Source organism: Myroides indicus (assembly GCF_004364575.1).
Classification (GTDB): Bacteria; Bacteroidota; Bacteroidia; order Flavobacteriales; family Flavobacteriaceae; genus Flavobacterium; species Flavobacterium indicum_A.
Genome location: NZ_SOAG01000005.1, coordinates 84,285 through 104,689, shown reverse-complemented (window position 1 = coordinate 104,689; position 20,405 = coordinate 84,285). Strand labels below are relative to the sequence as shown.

The window sequence follows — 20,405 nt, the reverse complement described above, 5'->3', positions numbered from 1 at the left end:
AAAAGGGAGATTTGAAGTTTTAAAATAATACTTTTAATTTTACAATATGAATAAGCTTATAATTTGTATTTTATTATTGCTGTTTCCATGTATTGGTATTGGACAGAATAATATTAATGATTATTTAAAAGGTTATATAGAACATTCGGGAACATTTGAACAAAATGCTTCGGTGATCCAGAATGACCGTTACTATCCAATCATTGAAGTAGAAATAATCGGTAAAAAATATAATTTTCTATTTGATACCGGCGCAATGATGACTGTTGTTTCTGACAAAATAATTGATATTGATAAAATAAAAGAAGATAATAAAATTACAATATCAGGCGGAGCTTCTACCGATGAAAAAGCAAAGCAAACAGAGGCTTATACGGTTATTGAAAATATAAAAATTAATGATATTGAGTTTAATGATATTTTATTAGCCGTAGTCGATTTGGATCAGATTAATAAGCATCTTTGCACTAAAATTGATGGGATTATAGGGATGAATCTTATAAAACTTTGCAATTGGAAAATAGATATTTTTAACGGAACCGTATCCTTTTCTGACCGAGTTTTTGAACATCCGGATCAATCTAAAAAAATTGCTTTAAGCTATCATCAGGGCTTATTGCCTTTGGTAGATATAAGTCATCGCAGAAATAAATTTAAAGCATTATTAGATACAGGTTTTGATGGTACACTTCAGCTTTTTTCTGATTTTAAAACAACAAATAAAATGAAAACCAGAAAAGGAGAAGGATACTATACGTTGACGATTAATCAAATGGAAAGCGGTAAAAGAGAAGAAATTATATTAGATAAATTGTCTATAGGTGATGATTTTGAAATTAAAAATGTTACAGCATATATTTTGGATGGTAAACCGCTTTTGGGAATGGGCATACTCAAAGAATATATTACCTTATTAAACTTTGCAGAAGACAATATGATATTAGTTCCGAAAAGCGCTGAATCGGCTATTGGAGTTCATAGAGATTTTGGTGCTAAATTCTGTATAAACAACAGAGATGAATTGCAGGTTTGCTTTATGTGGGATGGTTCACAACTTAAAAAGAACGGAGTTAAAGTTGGCGATAAAATTACAGCAATTAATAATAATCCGATTGACAGAATTACGGAAGAACAATATTGCAACTTTACTAAAATACAAAAAGAAGACAGTATTCTAACCTTGACTTTTAAAACAAGAGACGGCGAAAAGACTATAGAAATACATAAATGAACAGGATGTTTATTGTAAAAAATATTAAAGCTTTATAATTAATTATTATGTAGTTTATATAAATAAAAACCGCCTCCTTAAAAATTTAAGAAGACGGTTTGACCAACTTACAAACAACATATTTCTTTTTCAGTGAAATAATCTCTTTTATTTGCTTCTCCTCGATATCCCTACAGTTTAAGCTTTCTATTTGTTGTAATTCCAAAGGCAAAGATCACACTGAAAATGTAGAAAGTCAATAGGTAATTTACCTATATTTTAGGGTAACACTGTTAAATTTAATGCTTTTAAAAGTTCTTGTTTTATATAGTGCTGTATAATAATCAAAATATTACTTATAGAAAATAGAGGTTTAAGATATTGTTTTTAATTTTATATATAGTTGATTATCAGTGTTTTGTTATAGATTAATTGCGTTTTTTTAAACCCGGTCTGTATGGAATCTTGAAACCGGTCTATCTTATTGTTGAGGTTATCTAATATTTTTGAGTTGTAAACAAATTTAAAATTACCTATGCAGACAATTCAAAGAGCAATTATCAGAAATAATTGGACTAAAGAGGAGATAGAGGCAATATATAACAAGCCTTTATTGGAACTGATTTATGAAGCAGCTACAGTTCACAGACAATATCACAAGCCAGATGAGGTACAGGTAAGTACACTTTTATCCATAAAAACCGGAGGATGTCCGGAAGATTGTTCGTATTGCGGACAAGCAGCAAGATATCATACCGATATTAAAGTTCAGAAACTCTTGCCTACAGAAATGGTTGTTGCACATGCTCAAAAAGCCAAAGAAAATGGATCTTCTAGATTTTGTATGGCTGCAGCTTGGAGAGAAGTGAGAGATAATAGGGATTTTGACAGAGTGATAGAGATGGTTGAGCAGATAAATGATTTAGGACTGGAAGTGTGCTGTACGTTGGGAATGCTTACCGAAGATCAGGCAAAGCGTTTGCAGGAAGCCGGATTATATGCTTATAATCATAATTTGGATACTTCTGAGGAGTTTTATGATGAAATTATCTCCACCCGAAGTTTTAATAACAGGCTGAATACACTTCAAAATGTAAGAAAAGCAGGTATTACTTTGTGTTCTGGAGGTATAATTGGCTTGGGAGAAACCGATAGAGATAGAGTTTCATTACTGCTGACTTTAGCTAATATGGAAACACATCCGGAATCTGTACCTATAAACGCATTAGCTCGCGTGAAGGGAACACCGATGGAAAATATGCCTAAAGTTGATATTTGGGATATGGTGCGCATGATTGCGACTGCACGAATTACTATGCCAAAATCGATGGTGCGCTTGAGTGCAGGGCGAATAGAAATGACAGAAGTAGAACAGGCATGGTGTTTTATGGCAGGCGCAAACTCTATCTTTGCAGGAGAAAATAAAACCTTATTAGTTACCCCTAACCCTGAATTATCTTTAGATATGCAGATGTTTAATCGGCTTGGAATAAAACCAATGCAAAATAGTAAGCAGGAAACAGAAACTGTTTTTTAATTTTTTTTGGTAGAAAAACACGTACAAGATTTATTATATTTTTTATTGTTGTATGAATTGATTGCAGGAAAACAAGGCTCGTGACCGGAAGGAGAAATGCAATTGTTTGATCCTAATATTAAAAAATAAGTCTCAATGTTTGGAATTTCTGTAAGATGTAAAAGAGTAAGTATGACAGATTGATTGGAATAGGTGCTTTTTAAAAAATATGAATTATTGTGAGTAATAACCTCAATATCTTTAATTTTTCCGGAGCAACCTGTAGCACTTTTAAAATAATTAGCGAGTTCGTTTTTTAACTCTCGTTCTTTGATTAGAAACAAGTATTGAAATAGAGTGTCATTTGCAAAGCTTAAAACTTTTGCCAGATTTTTTTCGTTTATTTCATAAGGTCTGTATACCGTTGAACTATTTTTTTGACCAAAACATACAGCAGAAACTAATAAAAGAAAGAAAATGCAGCTCTTCATACCTTCTAAAATTTGAAAAGTTGAGTACAAATAATGTTCCACAAAAGAATAAAGGTAATTTGAAGCAAGATTTAATTTTTAAAACAAGATAAAAACTAATGATTTTGTACTATTTTTGGTGCAAATAACAACACATAAGTATGATTCTTAAGTATAAGGGAAAGACAAAAGATGTATATAGCCTTTCCGACAATCAGGTTCTTTTGAAATTTAAAGATGATGTAACGGGAGAAAACGGAGTTTTTGATCCGGGTGCCAACACGGTAGGTCTGACAATTGACGGAGCAGGAAAAAGCGGATTAAAAATGACTAAATATTTTTTTGAAGTTTTAGCTCAAAAAAATGTTTTGACACATTATGTTTCAGCAGATTTAAATGAGGTTTCTATGATTGTAAAAGAAGCTGTTCCGTTTGGAAAAGGACTGGAGGTAATTTGCAGATATCGAGCAGTGGGTAGTTTTTTGAGAAGGTATGGTGCCTATTGTACCGAAGGGCAAAAACTGGATGCTTTGGTGGAAGTTACCATCAAAGATGACGAAAGGGGAGATCCTACGATTTCAGATGATACTTTGGCGGAATTAGGTGTTTTAAAACGGGAAGAATACGCCGTTTTAAAAGAAAGAACTAAAGAAATTTGCCATATCATAAAAGACGAGCTGGCGAAGAAGGATTTAGAGCTTTATGATATTAAATTAGAATTCGGAAGAGATAAAGCTACCGACGAAATTATCTTGATAGATGAAATTTCCGGTGGAAATATGCGAGTTTACAAAGGAGGAGTTTATATATCACCTTTAGATTTGGAAAAAGAATTTTTAGGATAAAATACATTTATTAAAACAAATAAGGTCGGAAATTTTCCGACCTTATTTGTTGTTACGCAGGATTATTATTGGTATCGTTTGTAATATCAGTAACTTTTGATCCTGTTTCTTTAGCTTGCGATGTTTGAACGTTAACATCTGCGTCACGGGTAGCTTGTTTAAATTCTCTAATTCCTGTTCCAAGCCCTCGCATTAATTCCGGTATTTTTTTACCGCCGAATAGTAAAAGAGCAATTGCAACAACAACTATGAGTTCTGATGGAGCTACTCCGCCTAAAGGAATAATTGTTGAAATCATAACAAATTATTGTTTTAAATGATGAAAACAAATTTAAAGGATTGTTTTATTACTGAAATTATTTTTAACAGAATATTAATGTGTGTTTTATGTAATTCAAGATAATTGTAGTCTGAATATTATACTGTTATTTTGGTTACATAATTGGAATTCATAATGCGGAGAATGCCCATATAATCCATGTGAAAAGGAATAGTATCACCTACTTTGAGTCCTCTTTTATTATTTCCCAAATCAAACACAATCATGTCAGAACTCGCTCCTACAAGCTCTACTTCTTTCCAAACGGGAGTGATGTGCTCCGAATCTATATCGAGTAACCCCAAATCAATAATAGCTCTGTAGTTGACAGAATTTTCCCATTCCGGATTAAACTCTACTTTTTCACCTGTCATATTAATGCCAATGTCTCCTTCAGGCATCATGGGCTTTTCGTATAGTTCTATTATTTCTGCGTGAAGCTCAAATATGTTTTGCTTCAGATTTTCATATACTCCGCCATCATAAGCATTAGTTCCCATAAATAAAGTTTCTCCAATTCTAAAGTGATTGATTGTTTTTGGCATACTATCGTTTAAAATAAGAGGAATTGTTACGGAGGCACCGCCTGAGAGATAGGGAATAGGATGATTAAACTTTAACTCCAAGAGTTCTTTGTATAAACTGAGCTGTATTAATTTGTCCTGATTGGGCAGAACGCCATACATACACGTAAGATTGGTTCCTAAGCCAATAATCTTAATATTTGGCAAGTTTATTACTTGTTTATAAAATTCGGTCAGATCTTCTCTTATTACGCCTTCACGAAGCTCCCCCAATTCTACCATAATCACTATTTTGTGAATTTTGTTTTGTTTGAACGCTTCTTCGGATAAAAGTTTTATCGTTTCTAAATCTGTATTAAAACTGATATCGGCGTATTCTACAATCTCGTCTATGCTTCCGTTTGGTGCAGGCTTAATGTAAATTGTTTCTATATCAGGATTTAAGCTTTTAATAGCTTTTAAATTTGAAACTCTCGAATCACAGATTTGCGATGGATTCATATCCAGCACTTCTTTTAAAAAAGTTTCGTCTCCGCATAAAACTTTTGCTACAACTGCCCATTTAACACCTGATTTGCTGAATAAATCATCTAAATATCGATAATTGTATAATAGTTTTGATTTATTTAAAGTGATAAATGCCATTTTTATCTGTTTAATCTCATTTCGATATATTTTTTCTCAAACCCTTTTTTCTCATATAAAAATTGAGCAGGATTAGATTCTTCCACATGCAAAGCGATAGCTCCGGAGCATTCTTTTTTTAATTGATCCATCAAAAGGCTGCCAATGCCTTTTCCTCTTACTTTGGAATCTGTAGCAATGTAAACTAAAATATGGTCGGGAATAAAACCACTCATAAGCGTATTTAAGATTACAGCTATTCCTACAATTTTGCTTTGTTCGTCTTTGGCGGTTAAAATAAACCCTCCGGGCTTATTATCTATACCTAAAGCATAGTCTAAAGCCTTTTTTATATCTTCTCTTTTATCTCCGTATTGTTCTAAATGCTGATATAGGAAATCTACGTAATATTGAACTTCAGTTGAATTAGGTTGTTGATTTTTGTCTTTTTTTTCAACAGTAAACATAATGTGATTTTTGTGCTTACCTGACTTAAAAAAGTCCCCCAAAATTAATTGCTAAAAAAGGATGGAGAAAATTCAGAAAAAACTAAAAAATAGTTTGATGTAGTTGATACTTTTGCATGTCAAATAAGCTTATTAAACATGATTTTTATACTACAAAAGTATTGGAAAATAAATAAAAAGCCAAATATTTTACCAAAAATATAAAATATTTGGCTTTTTGGTTGAAAATAAAATTGAATTATCTTTTTTTAATTGAGTTGGAAAAATTAAAAATCCAAACGAAATGTCTTGCGTCTTTTATGTATTTCCGGACTTAAATTTTTCCAAAGCTGTTGTATTTTTGTATTTTCTTCCAACATCGGGTTTGTTTCGATAAAAGTGATGTTGTGCTTTTTGAAGCAATTGTATATTTCTTTAAAAATCAAGGCAGTAACCCCCTTGTTTCTGTATTCAGGATCTACGCCTATTAAATAATATTCAACATGATTATTTTTTTTCATAGCCTGAAGAATATGCCAAAAGCCAAAAGGAAATAATTTTCCATTTGCTTTTTGAAAAGCTCTTGAAAAGGAAGGCATAGTAATGGCAAAAGCAATCATTTTATTGTGTTTGTCCATAACACATGAAATAAAGTCAGGATGTATAAAAGATAAATACTTTTTTTTGTAGTGTTCTACCTGAAAAGGCTCGATAGGTACAAAACTTTGTAAATCAGCATAGGTTTTATTTAATAGCGCAAACATTTCATCCACGTAAGGCATTAATTCTTTTATTGTTTTGAAATTTAAGTTTTTAACTCCGTAACGCTGGGCAACTATGTTAGAAATATGATTTATTTTATCTTCTTGAAACGAATCTATATCAATTTTGTATTCAACCCATTCTGCTTCCGGTTTTAACCCTAATTTTATCATGTGTTCCGGGTAATAAGGCAAATTATACAGACCTATCATAGTAGCAATGTAATCAAAACCTTCTGTAAGCATACCCGCTTTATCCATATTAGAAAAACCCATTGGTCCTTCCATATATTGCATATTGTGTTTTTTTCCAAAATTGGTTACTGCATTTAAAAGTGCCTTTGTTACTTCGAGATCGTCAATCATATCAAGCCAGCCGAATCTGACTTTGGGTTTGTGTAAGTCATTCACTTCTGACCAATTAATGCTACAGGCAACCCGCCCTACAATTTTATTGTTTTTATAAGCTAAAAGAAGCTGAACACTGACGGATTTGAAAATATCGTTTTTTTTGTTGAAACTTCTAATTTCTTCTTTGATAATCGAAGGTACCCAATAGGGATTATCTTTGTACAGCTTAAAGGGGAATTTGACGAAATCTTTCAGGTCTTGTTTGGTTTGAACTTCTTTTATCTGTATCATAGCGCATAATTACTTGTCTTCTGCTCTAAAAAAGAGAGAATACAAATATAACTTCTTTTAACTATTTGGCAATTTTGTATTAAAAAGCAATTTTTAAAAATCGGCTATTTATGTCTTTTTATGGTTATAACCTCATTTAAATTTTGCATATTAGGATATCTTTTGACCGAAAAAATATCTGCTTCATATTGTGTAGTATAATGATTGTTTCTATTCTTATTTTTTTTATTTAAAACGATAGTATTAAATATTATAAAACCATTTAAGTTAAGTAAAGATTTAAGCTTGTCTATAAAGTATTTTTCAAATAAAAAAGCAGGCATCTCTGCATCTTTAAAAATATCAATTACAATCAGGTCAAAAGTAGCTTCTGTTGTCAATACATATTCAAAAGCATCCATTTGCATAATGGTGTGATTTTCGGACAGGGCATCCAAATTAAAGTATTCATTAGCTACAAAAATAATAGCAGGATCTAATTCAATACTTGTTATAGTCCCTTTAAATTTTATATCTTTTCGCAGTAAATGAATGATACTGCCGCCACCTAAGCCTAAAATTAGCGCATTTTCCATGTTTCTAATTTTAGAAAAGCCAACATATTTTAATCCTTTTCGCAATACTTTTTCAAGATTTCCGAAAGAGTAATTAGTGTTTTCAGTATCTAAAACCAAACGTCCGTTATTCCACGTTATTTCAAGCTGTTTATTAGTTTGAGAAGGAATCTTCTGTTCTATAATTGGCGTAAAAAAACTGAGTAATTTCTTTATCATAGCTTAACTATTCAGACAAATATAATCCAAAAATATATTCTGAAATAATTGAACGATGTGTTTTTCAAGGCTACTGAGCATTGTATTTTTTAAATGTTCCATTTTTGTAAAAAACAACAATATTTTCTATTTCAGAATTATTATTTAATTCTTGTAGTTTAACAGGCTTATTATCGGCGATAGCAGAGGAAGAATTAGAAATGTTACAGCTGTTTTCATTTTCTTTTTGAAGGGTAATAGTTTGTTTTTCGAAATTTTCTTCAAGAGGAAGAGTAGGTGTTTCTTTTTGATTTAAAAAGTTATTTTCACCTTTTAAAAGCCATTCTAAATTGAACTCAGGATAGCTTTCATTTATTTTTAAAATAAGATCTAAACTAGGCTTATTTCTGCCAGATAAAAGATGCGATAAACTTGATCTTTGTACCCCGATTTTATCCGCAAAAAAGGAGGCGGAGATATCTAAATAGTCCAATATAAATTTAAGTCTGTTTACAAAGCCATTCATCTTTACATTATTTAATTATACTTTCTTTTGTTGTTTACAAATGTAATTAAATAAAATTTAATTTTTGTAAAACGCAATTATTTAAAAGTGTTTAATATAAAGTTAAGCTTTATTGTAACGTATTTAATGTACTGGATTATATGTTTTTAAATAAAACAAAACACGTAGATTTGTTTTTATATTGAAAAATTAATTTAGAAAAAGAGATATTGTTTACAAATGTAATTTAAATCAAAAACGAAGATGTTTACAATTGTAAAAGATAAGTTGTTTACATTTGTGATAGTAGAAAATAATGCAAAATGAACTATTTGGACTTAATCAAAAACTATACGTATAAACATCTTTCCGGAAGGTATATTCCCCTTGAAAAAATTAATCCTTTTTTGAGTATTCTGAACGGTAATTTTAAAGTAAAAACGGAAGGATTTTCTGTAGAAAATAGAGCAATAAAAACAATTGAATGGGGGGCTGGAAAAAAGAAAATTTTGATGTGGTCGCAGATGCATGGAAATGAATCTACCACAACGAAAGCCTTAATAGATTTTTTACATTTGCTCAATCAGCAAAAAGAAACTTTTGTAGCGGAATGGTATAACGAATTCACTTTTTTAATTGTACCGATTCTAAATCCAGACGGCGCATTTAAATATACCAGAGTTAATGCTAATCAGGTAGATTTAAATAGAGACTCCGTCAATTTGACCCAGCCGGAGAGCAAATTGTTGAGAAAGCTGTTCGATGAGTTTAATCCTGATTATGCTTTTAATCTTCATGATCAACGTACTATTTTTGGTGTGGGAAACTCTGAAAAACCAGCTACAATTTCGTTTTTAGCTCCTGCGTTTGATGAAATGTGTTCATTAAATCAGTGTCGAGAAAAGGCAATGAAGTTAATTATATCAATGAATCAGGAAATTCAGAAAGTGATACCGGGACAAGTGGGGCGTTTTGATGATGGGTTTAATATAAATTGTATAGGAGACTATTTTCAATCCAGAAACGTGCCTACTATTTTGTTTGAAGCGGGACATTATCCTGACGATTATGAACGCGAAAAAACAAGAGAAATAGTGTTTTTAAGTTATTTAGTTATTTTAGATTCTATAAAAGAGCAAAAATATCTTAAAAATGATACAATGGATTATATGGAGATTCCTGAAAATTGTAAAAATTATAATGATATTGCATTGAGAAATGTTATTGAGCCTCAAACAGGAGAACAATATATAGTGAAAGCTCAATATTTAGAAGTTTTGGAGGATGAGGAGATTAAGTTTTGTCCTGTAATTGTTGAAATTGAGAAAAAAGAAACTAACTTTGCACATTTAGTTTTAGCAGAACAATGTGTGTTTTTAAATTCTCTTTCAATTAAAGAGGATAAAATAGGTGAAAAACTAGAGGAAGTTGTAGATTTATCAAATATAGGAGTTAATTATTTGCTAAAAAAATAATAAAGTCTGTCTTTTTTATCAAAAAATGATTTTTATTCAGTATTATTGTGCAAGATTATAGATTAGAAAAAAGATAAATAATTGATTTATGAGTAAATTTCGTTTAGATGAAATCGATCACCAAATCTTAGATATGTTGATTGATAATACGAGAGTTCCTTTTACAGATATTGCAAAAAAACTTTTGATTTCTGCAGGTACTGTTCACGTACGTGTAAAAAAGATGGAAGATGCCGGAATTATTCAGGGCTCTTCATTGACTTTGGATTATGAAAAATTAGGATATGCATTTATTGCGTATATCGGAATATTTTTACATAACACTTCACAAACTAAATTTGTTTTAGAGAGAATAAATGAAATTCCGTTTGTTACTGTAGCACACGTTACAACAGGTAAGTTTAATGTTTTCTGTAAAATCAGAGCTAAAAATACTCGTCATGCCAAAGAGGTAATTTATATGATTGACGATATCGATGGAGTCTACAGAACTGAATCGATGATTTCTTTGGAAGAAAGTATCAATGATAAAAAACGATTGATGCATACTATTTTTAAAGAATTGTAGTAAAATTTAAAAAATACAAATAATCAAAAACTGCCTTTTGGCAGTTTTTTTCTTTTGTAATGTAGAACGAACTATGGATTCTCTTACACAAATTATTTTAGGAGGAGCGATAGGAAATGCTATTGCTGGAAAAAAATTAAAAAATAAAGCTGTTTTATACGGAGCTATCGCAGGAACAATACCGGATTTAGATGTTTTAGCCATTTTGTTTACTGATCCTATTTCGGCATTAGAAATTCATCGCGGTTTCTCTCACTCTCTTATATTTGCTATTTTTGGTTCTTTGTTATTTGGCTATCTTGTTTATCTGCTTGAAAAAAAGAAAGGACTTGCTTTTAAAGAAGCTGTGGGGGTCTTTTTCTGGGGCTTTGTGACTCATTCCTTATTAGACGTATTTACTACCTGGGGAACCCGGATATTGTGGCCATTTGATTATCCGTTTGCATTTAAGGCTGTTTTTGTAATAGATCCCTTGTATACACTTCCGTTTATGTTTTTTTTAATTCGTTCTATGTTTGAAAAAAACAATGTTGCCAAAAGAATGTATTGGAATAAATTGGGGTTAATTGTGAGTACTGCTTATCTCTTTGTTGCTCTGCTATTAAAAGGGATTGCTTTTTACGCCTTTACATCAGCTTTAAAAGAAGAAAATGTAGTGTATACGTCCATTTCTGTAAAGCCTACGATTGGCAATACGATTTTGTGGAATGGAATTGTAGAGACACAGGATTCATTTTTGATTGGAGAGTATTCGTTTTTTGATCACTCTTCAATACAATTTAGAAGTTACCCTAAAAATCTGGCATATGGTGAAAAATTGGAGAATAATAAGATAGTTGAAAGATTAATTCAAATATCAGAGGGATATTATACATTTTCAGAAAAGGAAAATGAAATTTATTTTAATGATTTACGATTTGGATTGCTAAAAAATGACGATGAAGACCTGCAATTTGCGTTTAGTTACCGCTTTGTGGTTGACGATAACGGCAAATTAACGGTAGAAGAGGTAAAAAAAGAGCGAAAGGATGGAGTTTTATTGTTAAAAAAGCTATGGGAAAGATTGAAAGGGATATAGCCTTAAGTATGAAAATACAAATAGATACCCTATATTTGAAATTGAAAATTGATGACTATGAAAATGCTAATATCGCCAGCTAAAAGCTTGGATTACAATACGGAAATACCAATTAATAAATCTACAAAACCTGCTTTTTTAAAAGAATCTAAAATAATTAATGAAGAACTAGTATCTAAAACACCTATGGATTTAGAAGAGCTAATGAAGATTTCTTCTAATTTGGCAGAGTTAAACTGGAAGAGAAACCAGACCAGAACATTTTCTAAGAAAACAGGTAGGGAAAAAGACTTTAGACAAGCCGTATATGCATTTAACGGAGATGTGTATGTCGGGTTGGATGCATATAGTCTTTCAGAAGCCAAAATGGATGTTTTGCAGAATAAGCTTCGGATACTTTCCGGTTTATACGGTATATTAAAACCACTGGATGAAATAGAACCTTATCGATTGGAAATGGGAACTAAAATAAAAGTGAAAACCAGTGAGAATTTATATGAATTTTGGAAACCTGTTATTACCGATGCGTTGAACAAGGAAATGAGGAAAGGAGAATTGCTCGTAAATTTAGCAAGCAATGAGTATTTTAGTGCAGTGGATAAAAAAGCGTTAAAGTCAACCTTAGTTATTCCCGAATTTAAAGAATTGCGCAACGGAAAATTAAAAACAATAAGCTTTTATGCTAAAAAAGCTCGCGGACAAATGGCGCGTTATATTGTTGATAATAACATTGATGATGTTGAGGGGATAAAAGGGTTTAATGTAGACGGATATATCTGGAGCGAAGCAGAGTCAAAAGAAAATAATTTAGTATTTACAAGATAAGATTAAAGACCAGAATTAGTATGGAAACAATACATTACATTAGTTCCGATGTGTTTACTATCGAAAAACTGAACGAAATATTGGTTCAAAACCAAAAAATACAATTATCAGAAGAAGCTCGTGCAAACATTGTTAACTGCAGAGATTATTTAGATAGAAAAATGGAGACACAGCAAGAACCTATTTATGGAATCAATACAGGATTCGGTTCATTGTACAGTGTTAAAATAAATAACGAAGATTTGACTAAACTTCAGGAAAATCTGATGAAATCTCATGCGTGCGGCACGGGCGAACTGGTTCCGGAAGAGATTGTAAAGATTATGTTGCTTTTAAAAGTCAAGTCATTAAGTTATGGAAACTCCGGAGTACAGCTGGAAACAGTAGAAAGATTGATTGATTTCTACAATAATGATATTTTGCCGGTGGTATATAATCAAGGATCGTTGGGTGCATCAGGAGATTTAGCACCTCTGGCGCATTTAACTTTACCTTTAATAGGAGAGGGGGAAGTATTTCACAATGGATTTCGCCAGCCTGCTAAAAAAGTACTCGAGAAATATGGTTGGGAATCAATAAAACTCAAATCTAAAGAAGGGTTGGCGCTGCTAAACGGAACGCAGTTTATGGGAGCGTACGGCTGTTATATATTGATAAAGTCGCAAAGACTTTCTTATTTAGCTGATCTTATCGGAGCAGTTTCTTTAGAAGCTTTTGATGGAAGGATTGAACCTTTTAACGCCTTGATCCACTATGTTAGACCACATAAAGGGCAAATTGAAACCGCTCAGTTCTTTACTGATATTTTAGAAGGATCAGAATTAATTTCAAGATATAAAAAACACGTTCAGGATCCTTATTCTTTCAGATGTATTCCTCAAGTTCACGGAGCATCAAAAGATACAATTGACTATGTAAGTAAGGTTTTTAAAACAGAAATTAATTCCGTAACAGATAATCCCAATATTTTTCATAACGAAGATATTATCGTTTCCGGAGGAAATTTTCACGGACAACCCTTGGCATTGGCATTGGATTTTTTGGGAATTGCCTTGGCGGAATTGGGTAATATATCAGAAAGGCGTACTTATCAGTTGATTTCAGGATTGAGAGATTTGCCTCCGTTTTTGGTTTCTGATCCGGGATTAAATTCCGGGTTTATGATTCCTCAGTATACTGCAGCAAGTATTGTTAGTCAGAACAAGCAATTGGCAACACCGGCAAGCGTTGACAGTATTGTGTCTAGCAACGGACAAGAAGATCACGTGAGCATGGGATCTAACGGAGCAACAAAAGCGTTGAGAATTGTGGATAATTTAGAACGTATTTTAGCAATAGAGTTAATGAATGCTGCTCAGGCTCTTGAATTTAGAAGACCAGCAAAGTCAAGTGATTTTATTGAGTCATTTGTAAAACTGTATAGAGAAGAAGTTTCTTTTGTAGACGTGGATCGAATTTTACACTATGATATAGAAAAATCAATTGCTTTCTTAGGATCTTTTCAAATAGAACAAGATAGTTAAAAAAAGTTAAAAAATAAAGTAAAAAAACAGCGTCTATTTTAGTGAAAAAGGGGCTGTTTTTTTATTATATGTCTATATTTGTACAATATGCTTTAAAAATATATTCTTTGGCAACAATAAATAAACAGAAAATATTAAACGACCCTATATACGGATTTATATCAATTCCAAATTCTTTGTTATATGACTTGATAGAACATCCGTTTTTTCAACGATTGCGCAGAATCAATCAAATGGGAGTTTCTTATCTTGTATACCCAGGAGCGCAGCATACTCGTTTTCATCACGCTCTGGGATGTATGCATCTGATGCAAAAAGCTGTTCAGGTTTTGAGATTTAAAAATGTAAAAATATCAGAAGAAGAAGAAACAGCCCTATATGTTGCTATATTGCTCCATGATATCGGACACGGACCCTTTTCTCATGCGATGGAAAGAAGTATTGTGGAAGGGGTGCATCACGAAGAAATTTCCACTTTATTTATGAACCGATTGAATCAGCATTTTGAAGGAAAATTAGATTTAGCGATTCAGATTTTTCAAGGAAAATATCACCGTAAATTCATGTTGCAGTTGATTTCAAGCCAGTTGGATATGGATAGAATGGACTATCTGAAAAGAGATAGCTTTTACAGTGGAGTCGCAGAAGGTAATATCAATTCGGAGCGATTAATTCAAATGTTGAATGTGGTAGATGACGAATTAGTAGTTGAGGAAAAAGGAGTTTATTCGGTCGAGATGTTTTTGGTGGCAAGGAGATTAATGTATTGGCAAGCGTATTTACACAAAACCAGTGTTTGTGCCGAATTAGTATTAGTGAGAATCTTAAAAAGAGCAAAAGAACTGACTCATAAAGGAATAAAATTATGGGGAAGCGATTCGCTTTTGTTTTTTTTAAACAATCAGATTGATTATGAAGAGTTTGATAGCAGAGCATTGGATAAGTTTGCCTTGCTGGACGATTCAGATATTTTAGGAGCTTTAAAAATGTGGCAATTTCATGAAGATTTCATTTTGTCAAATCTCAGTAAAATGATTGTTAACCGAAAATTGCTTCGGATTGAAATTATGTCAACTAAAGATGAAATAAGTAAAACAATAGAAGCCAAACGGGCAGAAGTAGCTCAAGAATATGATTTGTCTGTAGACTCCGCCAAGTATTTTGTGTTTAAAGGAAAAATGACTAATCAGGCATATCGCAAAGATAAAGAGCCTATTATGATTTTAAAAAAGGATAGCAGTGTAGAAGACGTTTTAGTTGCTTCGGATCAATTGAATTTAAAAGCACTGACTAAACCTGTAATGAAGTATTTTGTGTGTTATCCAAAAAATGATTTGGAACGTTAATTTTCAATTATATTTTATATTTTTGCCAAGATGAAAATAGCAGCAGAACAAATAGCATCGGTATTAGGAGGAGAGGTTGTGGGAGACGCAACAATTCAGGTAAGTACTTTGGCTAAAATAGAAGAAGGACAGGAAGGATCAATATCTTTTTTGTCAAATCCTAAATATGTCCATCACATTTATACCACTAAGGCTTCTGTAGTAATTGTAAATAAAACGTTTCAACCTGAATATCCGGTTTCAACGACAATGATAAAAGTAGACGATGCTTACAAAGCTTTTTCAAAATTATTGGAATATTATAATCAGGTAAAATTAATGAAATCCGGAATAGAACAGCCTTCTGTAATTTCGGAGGGAGCGGTTTATGGGGAAGAATTATACTTGGGAAGTTTTTGTTATATTGGCAAAAATACAAAAATAGGAAATAATGTTAAAATTTATCCTAATACATTTGTTGGAGATAACGTTATTATAGGCGATAATACAATTCTATTTGCTGGGGCTCGTATTTATTCCGAAACTGTGATTGGAAATAATTGTACGGTTCATGCCGGGGTTATCATTGGTTCGGATGGATTTGGTTTTGCACCAAATGCAGACGGTACTTACAATAAAGTTCCTCAGATTGGAAATGTAATTATTGAAGATAATGTGGAAATCGGTGCGGGAACTACTATTGACAGAGCGACCTTAGGTTCTACAATAATAAGAAAAGGCGTAAAGCTGGATAATCAAATCCAGGTTGCACATAATGTAGATATTGGCGAAAATACAGTTATTGCTTCTCAATCAGGAGTTGCAGGATCTACCAAGATTGGTAAAAATTGTATGATAGGTGGTCAAGTAGGAATTGTGGGACATTTGGTAATTGGTGATAACGTAAAAATTCAGGCGCAATCCGGAGTTACGAAAAGTTTGGAAAGCAATTCTGCTGTGCAGGGATCGCCGGCATTAAGCCATGCAGACTTTTTGAGATCGTACAGCCACTTTAGAAATCTGTCTAAAATAGCTGAAGACTTGGAAAAAGTTAAAAAGAATGTAATATAGAGGATTAATAAAACCTATCAAAATATTAAAAGATTTTATTATGGTTAAACAAAAAACCATCCAGAATGAAGTAACCTTAACAGGGGTTGGATTACATACGGGGCAAGAAGTGGTCATGACATTTAAGCCTGCCCCAGTGAACAATGGGTTTACTTTTGTGAGAATGGATTTGGAAGGACACCCGGTTATAGAAGCAGATGCTAATTATGTTGTAAACACTCAGCGAGGAACTAATTTAGAGAAAAAAGGAGTACGTGTTCATACAACTGAGCATGTTTTGGCAGCTTTAGTCGGTTGTGATTTAGACAATGTCATTATAGAATTAAACGCATCAGAGCCTCCTATTATGGATGGATCATCTAAATATTTTGTAGAGGCTGTAGAAAAGGCAGGAATTAAACCACAAGAGGCAGAAAGAGAAGAATATGTTGTAAAAGAAGTTATTTCATATGTAGATGAAAATACTGGAAGTGAAATAATCGTAATGCCTTCTGACAGTTATCAGGTAACTGCTATGGTAGATTTTGGGACAAAAGTATTGGGAACTCAAAATGCGACTTTAAAATCTTTGACAGAGTTTAAAACTGAAATTTCGGAAGCCAGAACTTTCAGTTTTTTGCATGAATTGGAAGCTTTACTGGCTAATGGACTGATAAAAGGTGGGGATTTAAATAATGCTATAGTATATGTAGATAAAGAAATATCTCCGGAAACTATGGGACATCTTAAAGAGGCCTTTGGAAAAGAAGATATTAGTGTAAAACCAAACGGAGTATTAGATAACCTTACCTTGCATTATCCCAATGAAGCCGCGCGTCATAAATTGTTGGATGTAATAGGAGATTTAGCCTTAATAGGTACCCGCATTAAGGGTAAAGTGATTGCAAACAAACCTGGGCATGCAGTAAATACCAGTTTTGCCAAGAAAATGGCTAAGATTATAAAAAATGAAAAGAGAAATCAGGTTCCAACCTATGATTTAAATCAGGAACCTTTGATGGATGTAACAAAGATAATGTCATTGTTGCCACACAGACCACCATTTTTATTAGTAGACAAGATTTTTGAGATGTCCGAAAATCATGTGGTTGGGGTGAAAAATGTGACTATGAACGAACCTTTCTTCGTAGGACATTTTCCGGGTGCTCCTGTTATGCCAGGAGTATTAATCTGTGAAGCAATGGCGCAATCAGGAGGAATATTGATATTGAGTACTGTACCAGATCCTGAAAATTATTTGACTTATTTTATGAAAATGGATAACGTCAAATTTAAAAATAAAGTTTTGCCAGGAGACACGTTGATTTTCAAACTCGAACTGATAACTCCGATCAGGCGAGGAATTTGCCATATGCAGGGATATGCTTATGCAAATGGAAAACTCGTTGCTGAAGCTGAATTGATGGCTCAAATAATTAAAGTAAAAAATTAAAAAACTAATAACTAAGCATATGAATCAGCCTTTAGCATACGTACACCCAGGTGCAAAAATCGCTCGAAATGTTGTAATAGAACCTTTTGCGACGATTCATAATAATGTAGAGATTGGAGAAGGAACTTGGATAGGCTCTAATGTTACGATAATGGAGGGTGCTAGAATCGGAAAAAATTGTAAGATTTTTCCCGGAGCGGTAATTTCAGGAGAGCCTCAGGATCTGAAATTTGAAGGAGAAATCACTACGGTAGAGATAGGCGATAATACTACAATCCGCGAATGCGTAACTATAAACCGAGGAACTAAAGATAGATATAAAACAGTAATAGGAAAAAATTGCCTAATTCAGGCATATAGTCATATTGCACACGACTGTATTGTAGGAGATAACTGTATTTTTTCTAATGCCAGTACATTGGCAGGACATGTGACAATAGGCGACTATGTAGTACTTGCCGGACTAGTAGCTGTGCATCAGTTTTGCAAAATAGGTTCGCATACTTTTGTAACAGGAGGTACTCTGGTTCGCAAGGATGTTCCTCCTTATATCAAAGCTGCCAGAGAACCAATCTCCTATGCCGGAATAAACTCTGTAGGATTAAGACGAAGAGGCTTTGATACAGAAAAAATAAGAGAAATTCAATTGATTTACAGAATCCTTTATCAGAAAAAATATAATACCACACAAGCTTTGAATATTATTGAAGCTGAAATGGAAGCCACTCCGGAAAGAGATGAGATAATTATGTTTATTCGAAATTCTTCAAGAGGAATTATGAAAGGATATTCAGGAATCGATTAATAAGTAACATATAAATAAAGATAAAGAAAGATGGCAACAACATCAGACATCAGAAACGGATTGTGTATTAAATACAATAATGATATTTATAAAATTGTTGAATTTTTACATGTAAAACCAGGAAAAGGACCCGCTTTTGTCAGAACTAAAATGAAAAGTTTAACCAACGGCAAGGTATTAGAAAATACATTTTCAGCCGGACATAAAATAGATCCGGTTAGAGTGGAAACTCATAAATTCCAGTATTTATATCCTGAAGGCGACCAATTTCACTTTATGAATGTAGAAACATACGAACAGATTACACTTTTAAGAGATATTCTTGATGCTCCTGATTTGTTAAAAGAAGGAGATACAGTAATGGTTCAGATTAATACAGATACAGAATTACCTTTGGCTGTTGATATGCCTGCTTCTGTAATATTAGAAGTTACTTATGCAGAGCCGGGAGTAAAAGGAAATACAGCAACAAATGCTACAAAACCGGCAACTGTAGAAACGGGAGCATCTGTCAATGTACCTTTGTTTATTAATGAAGGAGACAAAATAAAAATAGATACAGCTACCGGAGCGTATATCGAGCGTATTAAAGAATAAGATAAAAGAAAAATGCGTTTTGCAAAAGTTCAGGATTTACAGACCATAGCCGAGATTATAGGTTGTAAGTTTATAGGAGATACTCACTTTCCTGTGTATGGAATGAATGAAATTCACGTTGTGCAGGAAGGAGAAATTGTATTTGTAGATCACCCGAAATATTATGACAAAGCTTTAAATTCTAAGGCAAGTATAGTCTTGATAAATAAAGAAGTGCCCTGTCCGGAAGGCAAAGCACTTTTGATTTCTGAAGACCCGTTCAGAGATTTTAATAAACTGTCTAAGTATTTTAATCCGTTTAATCCGGCAGTAAAGCTGAAAGCTGAAAGCGCCGTAATTGGAGAAAATACAATTGTTCAGCCTAATGTTTTTATCGGGCATAATGTTGTAATCGGAAAAAACTGCATTATACATCCTAATGTTGTTATTTATGACGGAACACTAATAGGAGATAACGTAATCATTCATGCCGGAACTATTTTGGGAGCAGATGCTTTTTACTACAAAAAACGCCCGGAAGGATTCGATCCTTTGATATCCTGCGGACGTGTGGTTATTGAGAATAATGTTGGGATAGGCGCAGCTTGTACCATTGACAGAGGGGTTACAGGAGATACAACTATTAAAGAGGGGACAAAAATAGATAATCAGGTGCATATCGGACATGATACAGTAATAGGAAAGCACTCCTTAATTGCTGCACAATGCGGTATTGCAGGATGTGTTATAATGGAAGATGAAGTAACTCTTTGGGGGCAAGTAGGAACTACAAGCGGTATTACGATTGGAGCAAAAGCAGTGGTTTTGGCACAGTCAGGTGTTTCCAAATCTCTGGCTGGCGGTAAAGTTTATTTTGGATATCCGGCAGAAGAATCCCGAGATAAATTGAAACAATTAGCAAGTCTCAAAAAGATTCCCGAAATTTTAGAAAAAACAAGAAAGCTGTAAAAGCATTGATAAATTTAATGTTAAATCAAAATTAAGCTCATTAATAAAGCAGCTTAGGCAATTATAGATTCTAAAAAAGTTTTATGGATGAATAGAATTGCGTATTTTTGTAGGAATTAAGTTATTATAATAAATAAAAACAAG

Annotated in this window: 21 protein-coding genes; 14 read left to right on the top strand and 7 right to left on the bottom strand. The window is 32.8% G+C overall.

Annotated features, from left to right (window positions below; all coding sequences use genetic code 11):
* Positions 1-46 precede the first annotated feature (46 nt).
* Together C8P70_RS03395 and bioB are read left to right on the top strand one after the other, a co-directional pair.
* Entirely contained in the window at positions 47-1,231 is a 1,185-nt protein-coding gene (locus C8P70_RS03395; RefSeq protein ID WP_133711939.1) for an aspartyl protease family protein, read from the top strand.
* 514 nt (positions 1,232-1,745) lie between these two features.
* Complete coding sequence (gene bioB, locus C8P70_RS03390) at positions 1,746-2,747, top strand: biotin synthase BioB (RefSeq protein ID WP_133711938.1); 1,002 nt, start codon at positions 1,746-1,748, stop codon at positions 2,745-2,747.
* On the opposite strand, the gene C8P70_RS03385 is transcribed toward bioB, so the two are convergent.
* The gene (locus C8P70_RS03385; RefSeq protein WP_133711937.1) at positions 2,744-3,217 is read right to left on the bottom strand and encodes a hypothetical protein; all 474 of its coding nucleotides are present in this window, start codon (positions 3,215-3,217) and stop codon (positions 2,744-2,746) included. The two genes, bioB and C8P70_RS03385, sit on opposite strands and share 4 nt — an antisense overlap.
* Positions 3,218-3,357: 140 nt before the next feature.
* Between C8P70_RS03385 and C8P70_RS03380 the strand changes: the two genes are divergently transcribed.
* Positions 3,358-4,041 (top strand): phosphoribosylaminoimidazolesuccinocarboxamide synthase, encoded by a 684-nt coding sequence (locus C8P70_RS03380; protein ID WP_133711936.1) that lies wholly within the window; start codon positions 3,358-3,360, stop codon positions 4,039-4,041.
* Positions 4,042-4,093: 52 nt separating this feature from the next.
* Here C8P70_RS03380 and C8P70_RS03375 read toward each other — a convergent pair whose 3' ends face one another.
* The 6 genes from C8P70_RS03375 to C8P70_RS03350 all read right to left on the bottom strand — a co-directional run bounded on the left by C8P70_RS03375 (position 4,094) and on the right by C8P70_RS03350 (position 8,635).
* Positions 4,094-4,339 (bottom strand): Sec-independent protein translocase subunit TatA/TatB, encoded by a 246-nt coding sequence (locus tag C8P70_RS03375; RefSeq protein WP_133711935.1) that lies wholly within the window; start codon positions 4,337-4,339, stop codon positions 4,094-4,096.
* Positions 4,340-4,458: 119 nt separating this feature from the next.
* Positions 4,459-5,529 (bottom strand): alanine racemase, encoded by a 1,071-nt coding sequence (locus C8P70_RS03370; protein ID WP_133711934.1) that lies wholly within the window; start codon positions 5,527-5,529, stop codon positions 4,459-4,461.
* 2 nt (positions 5,530-5,531) lie between these two features.
* Complete coding sequence (locus C8P70_RS03365) at positions 5,532-5,975, bottom strand: GNAT family N-acetyltransferase (protein ID WP_133711933.1); 444 nt, start codon at positions 5,973-5,975, stop codon at positions 5,532-5,534.
* Positions 5,976-6,241: 266 nt separating this feature from the next.
* Positions 6,242-7,357 carry a GNAT family N-acetyltransferase gene (locus tag C8P70_RS03360; protein ID WP_133711932.1) on the bottom strand — a complete coding sequence of 372 codons (1,116 nt, stop codon included), beginning with the start codon at positions 7,355-7,357 and terminating at the stop codon, positions 6,242-6,244.
* A 104-nt stretch (positions 7,358-7,461) separates the two neighbouring features.
* On the bottom strand, positions 7,462-8,130 hold the full coding sequence (locus C8P70_RS03355) for a spermidine synthase (RefSeq protein ID WP_133711931.1): 669 nt from the start codon (positions 8,128-8,130) through the stop codon (positions 7,462-7,464).
* Positions 8,131-8,200: 70 nt separating this feature from the next.
* Positions 8,201-8,635, bottom strand: a complete 435-nt coding sequence (locus C8P70_RS03350) for a helix-turn-helix transcriptional regulator (protein WP_133711930.1) — start codon at positions 8,633-8,635, stop codon at positions 8,201-8,203.
* 302 nt (positions 8,636-8,937) lie between these two features.
* On the opposite strand from C8P70_RS03350, the gene C8P70_RS03345 reads away from it, so the two are divergent.
* The 11 genes from C8P70_RS03345 (at position 8,938) to C8P70_RS03295 (ending at position 20,261) form a co-directional block, all read left to right on the top strand.
* Positions 8,938-10,089: a M14 family metallopeptidase gene (locus C8P70_RS03345; protein ID WP_133711929.1), complete on the top strand. Its 1,152-nt coding sequence runs from the start codon at positions 8,938-8,940 to the stop codon at positions 10,087-10,089.
* Positions 10,090-10,177: 88 nt separating this feature from the next.
* A complete protein-coding gene (locus tag C8P70_RS03340; RefSeq protein WP_133711928.1) occupies positions 10,178-10,657 on the top strand; it encodes an Lrp/AsnC family transcriptional regulator in 480 nt (159 codons plus the stop codon).
* Between the two features lie 73 nt (positions 10,658-10,730).
* Positions 10,731-11,735 (top strand): metal-dependent hydrolase, encoded by a 1,005-nt coding sequence (locus C8P70_RS03335; RefSeq protein ID WP_133711968.1) that lies wholly within the window; start codon positions 10,731-10,733, stop codon positions 11,733-11,735.
* A 57-nt stretch (positions 11,736-11,792) separates the two neighbouring features.
* Complete coding sequence (gene yaaA / locus C8P70_RS03330; RefSeq protein ID WP_133711927.1) at positions 11,793-12,560, top strand: peroxide stress protein YaaA; 768 nt, start codon at positions 11,793-11,795, stop codon at positions 12,558-12,560.
* Positions 12,561-12,580: 20 nt separating this feature from the next.
* Positions 12,581-14,083, top strand: coding sequence for a histidine ammonia-lyase (gene hutH, locus C8P70_RS03325; protein ID WP_133711926.1), 1,503 nt, complete (start codon positions 12,581-12,583; stop codon positions 14,081-14,083).
* 107 nt (positions 14,084-14,190) lie between these two features.
* Positions 14,191-15,429 (top strand): HD domain-containing protein, encoded by a 1,239-nt coding sequence (locus tag C8P70_RS03320; protein WP_133711925.1) that lies wholly within the window; start codon positions 14,191-14,193, stop codon positions 15,427-15,429.
* A 30-nt stretch (positions 15,430-15,459) separates the two neighbouring features.
* Positions 15,460-16,479, top strand: coding sequence for a UDP-3-O-(3-hydroxymyristoyl)glucosamine N-acyltransferase (gene lpxD, locus C8P70_RS03315; protein ID WP_133711924.1), 1,020 nt, complete (start codon positions 15,460-15,462; stop codon positions 16,477-16,479).
* Between the two features lie 40 nt (positions 16,480-16,519).
* Positions 16,520-17,911 (top strand): bifunctional UDP-3-O-[3-hydroxymyristoyl] N-acetylglucosamine deacetylase/3-hydroxyacyl-ACP dehydratase, encoded by a 1,392-nt coding sequence (locus tag C8P70_RS03310; RefSeq protein ID WP_133711923.1) that lies wholly within the window; start codon positions 16,520-16,522, stop codon positions 17,909-17,911.
* A 19-nt stretch (positions 17,912-17,930) separates the two neighbouring features.
* A complete protein-coding gene (gene lpxA, locus C8P70_RS03305; protein ID WP_133711922.1) occupies positions 17,931-18,716 on the top strand; it encodes an acyl-ACP--UDP-N-acetylglucosamine O-acyltransferase in 786 nt (261 codons plus the stop codon).
* 30 nt (positions 18,717-18,746) lie between these two features.
* A complete protein-coding gene (gene efp, locus C8P70_RS03300; RefSeq protein WP_133711921.1) occupies positions 18,747-19,313 on the top strand; it encodes an elongation factor P in 567 nt (188 codons plus the stop codon).
* A gap of 12 nt (positions 19,314-19,325) precedes the next feature.
* On the top strand, positions 19,326-20,261 hold the full coding sequence (locus C8P70_RS03295; protein ID WP_133711920.1) for a UDP-3-O-(3-hydroxymyristoyl)glucosamine N-acyltransferase: 936 nt from the start codon (positions 19,326-19,328) through the stop codon (positions 20,259-20,261).
* The last annotated feature ends 144 nt before the right edge of the window (positions 20,262-20,405 follow it).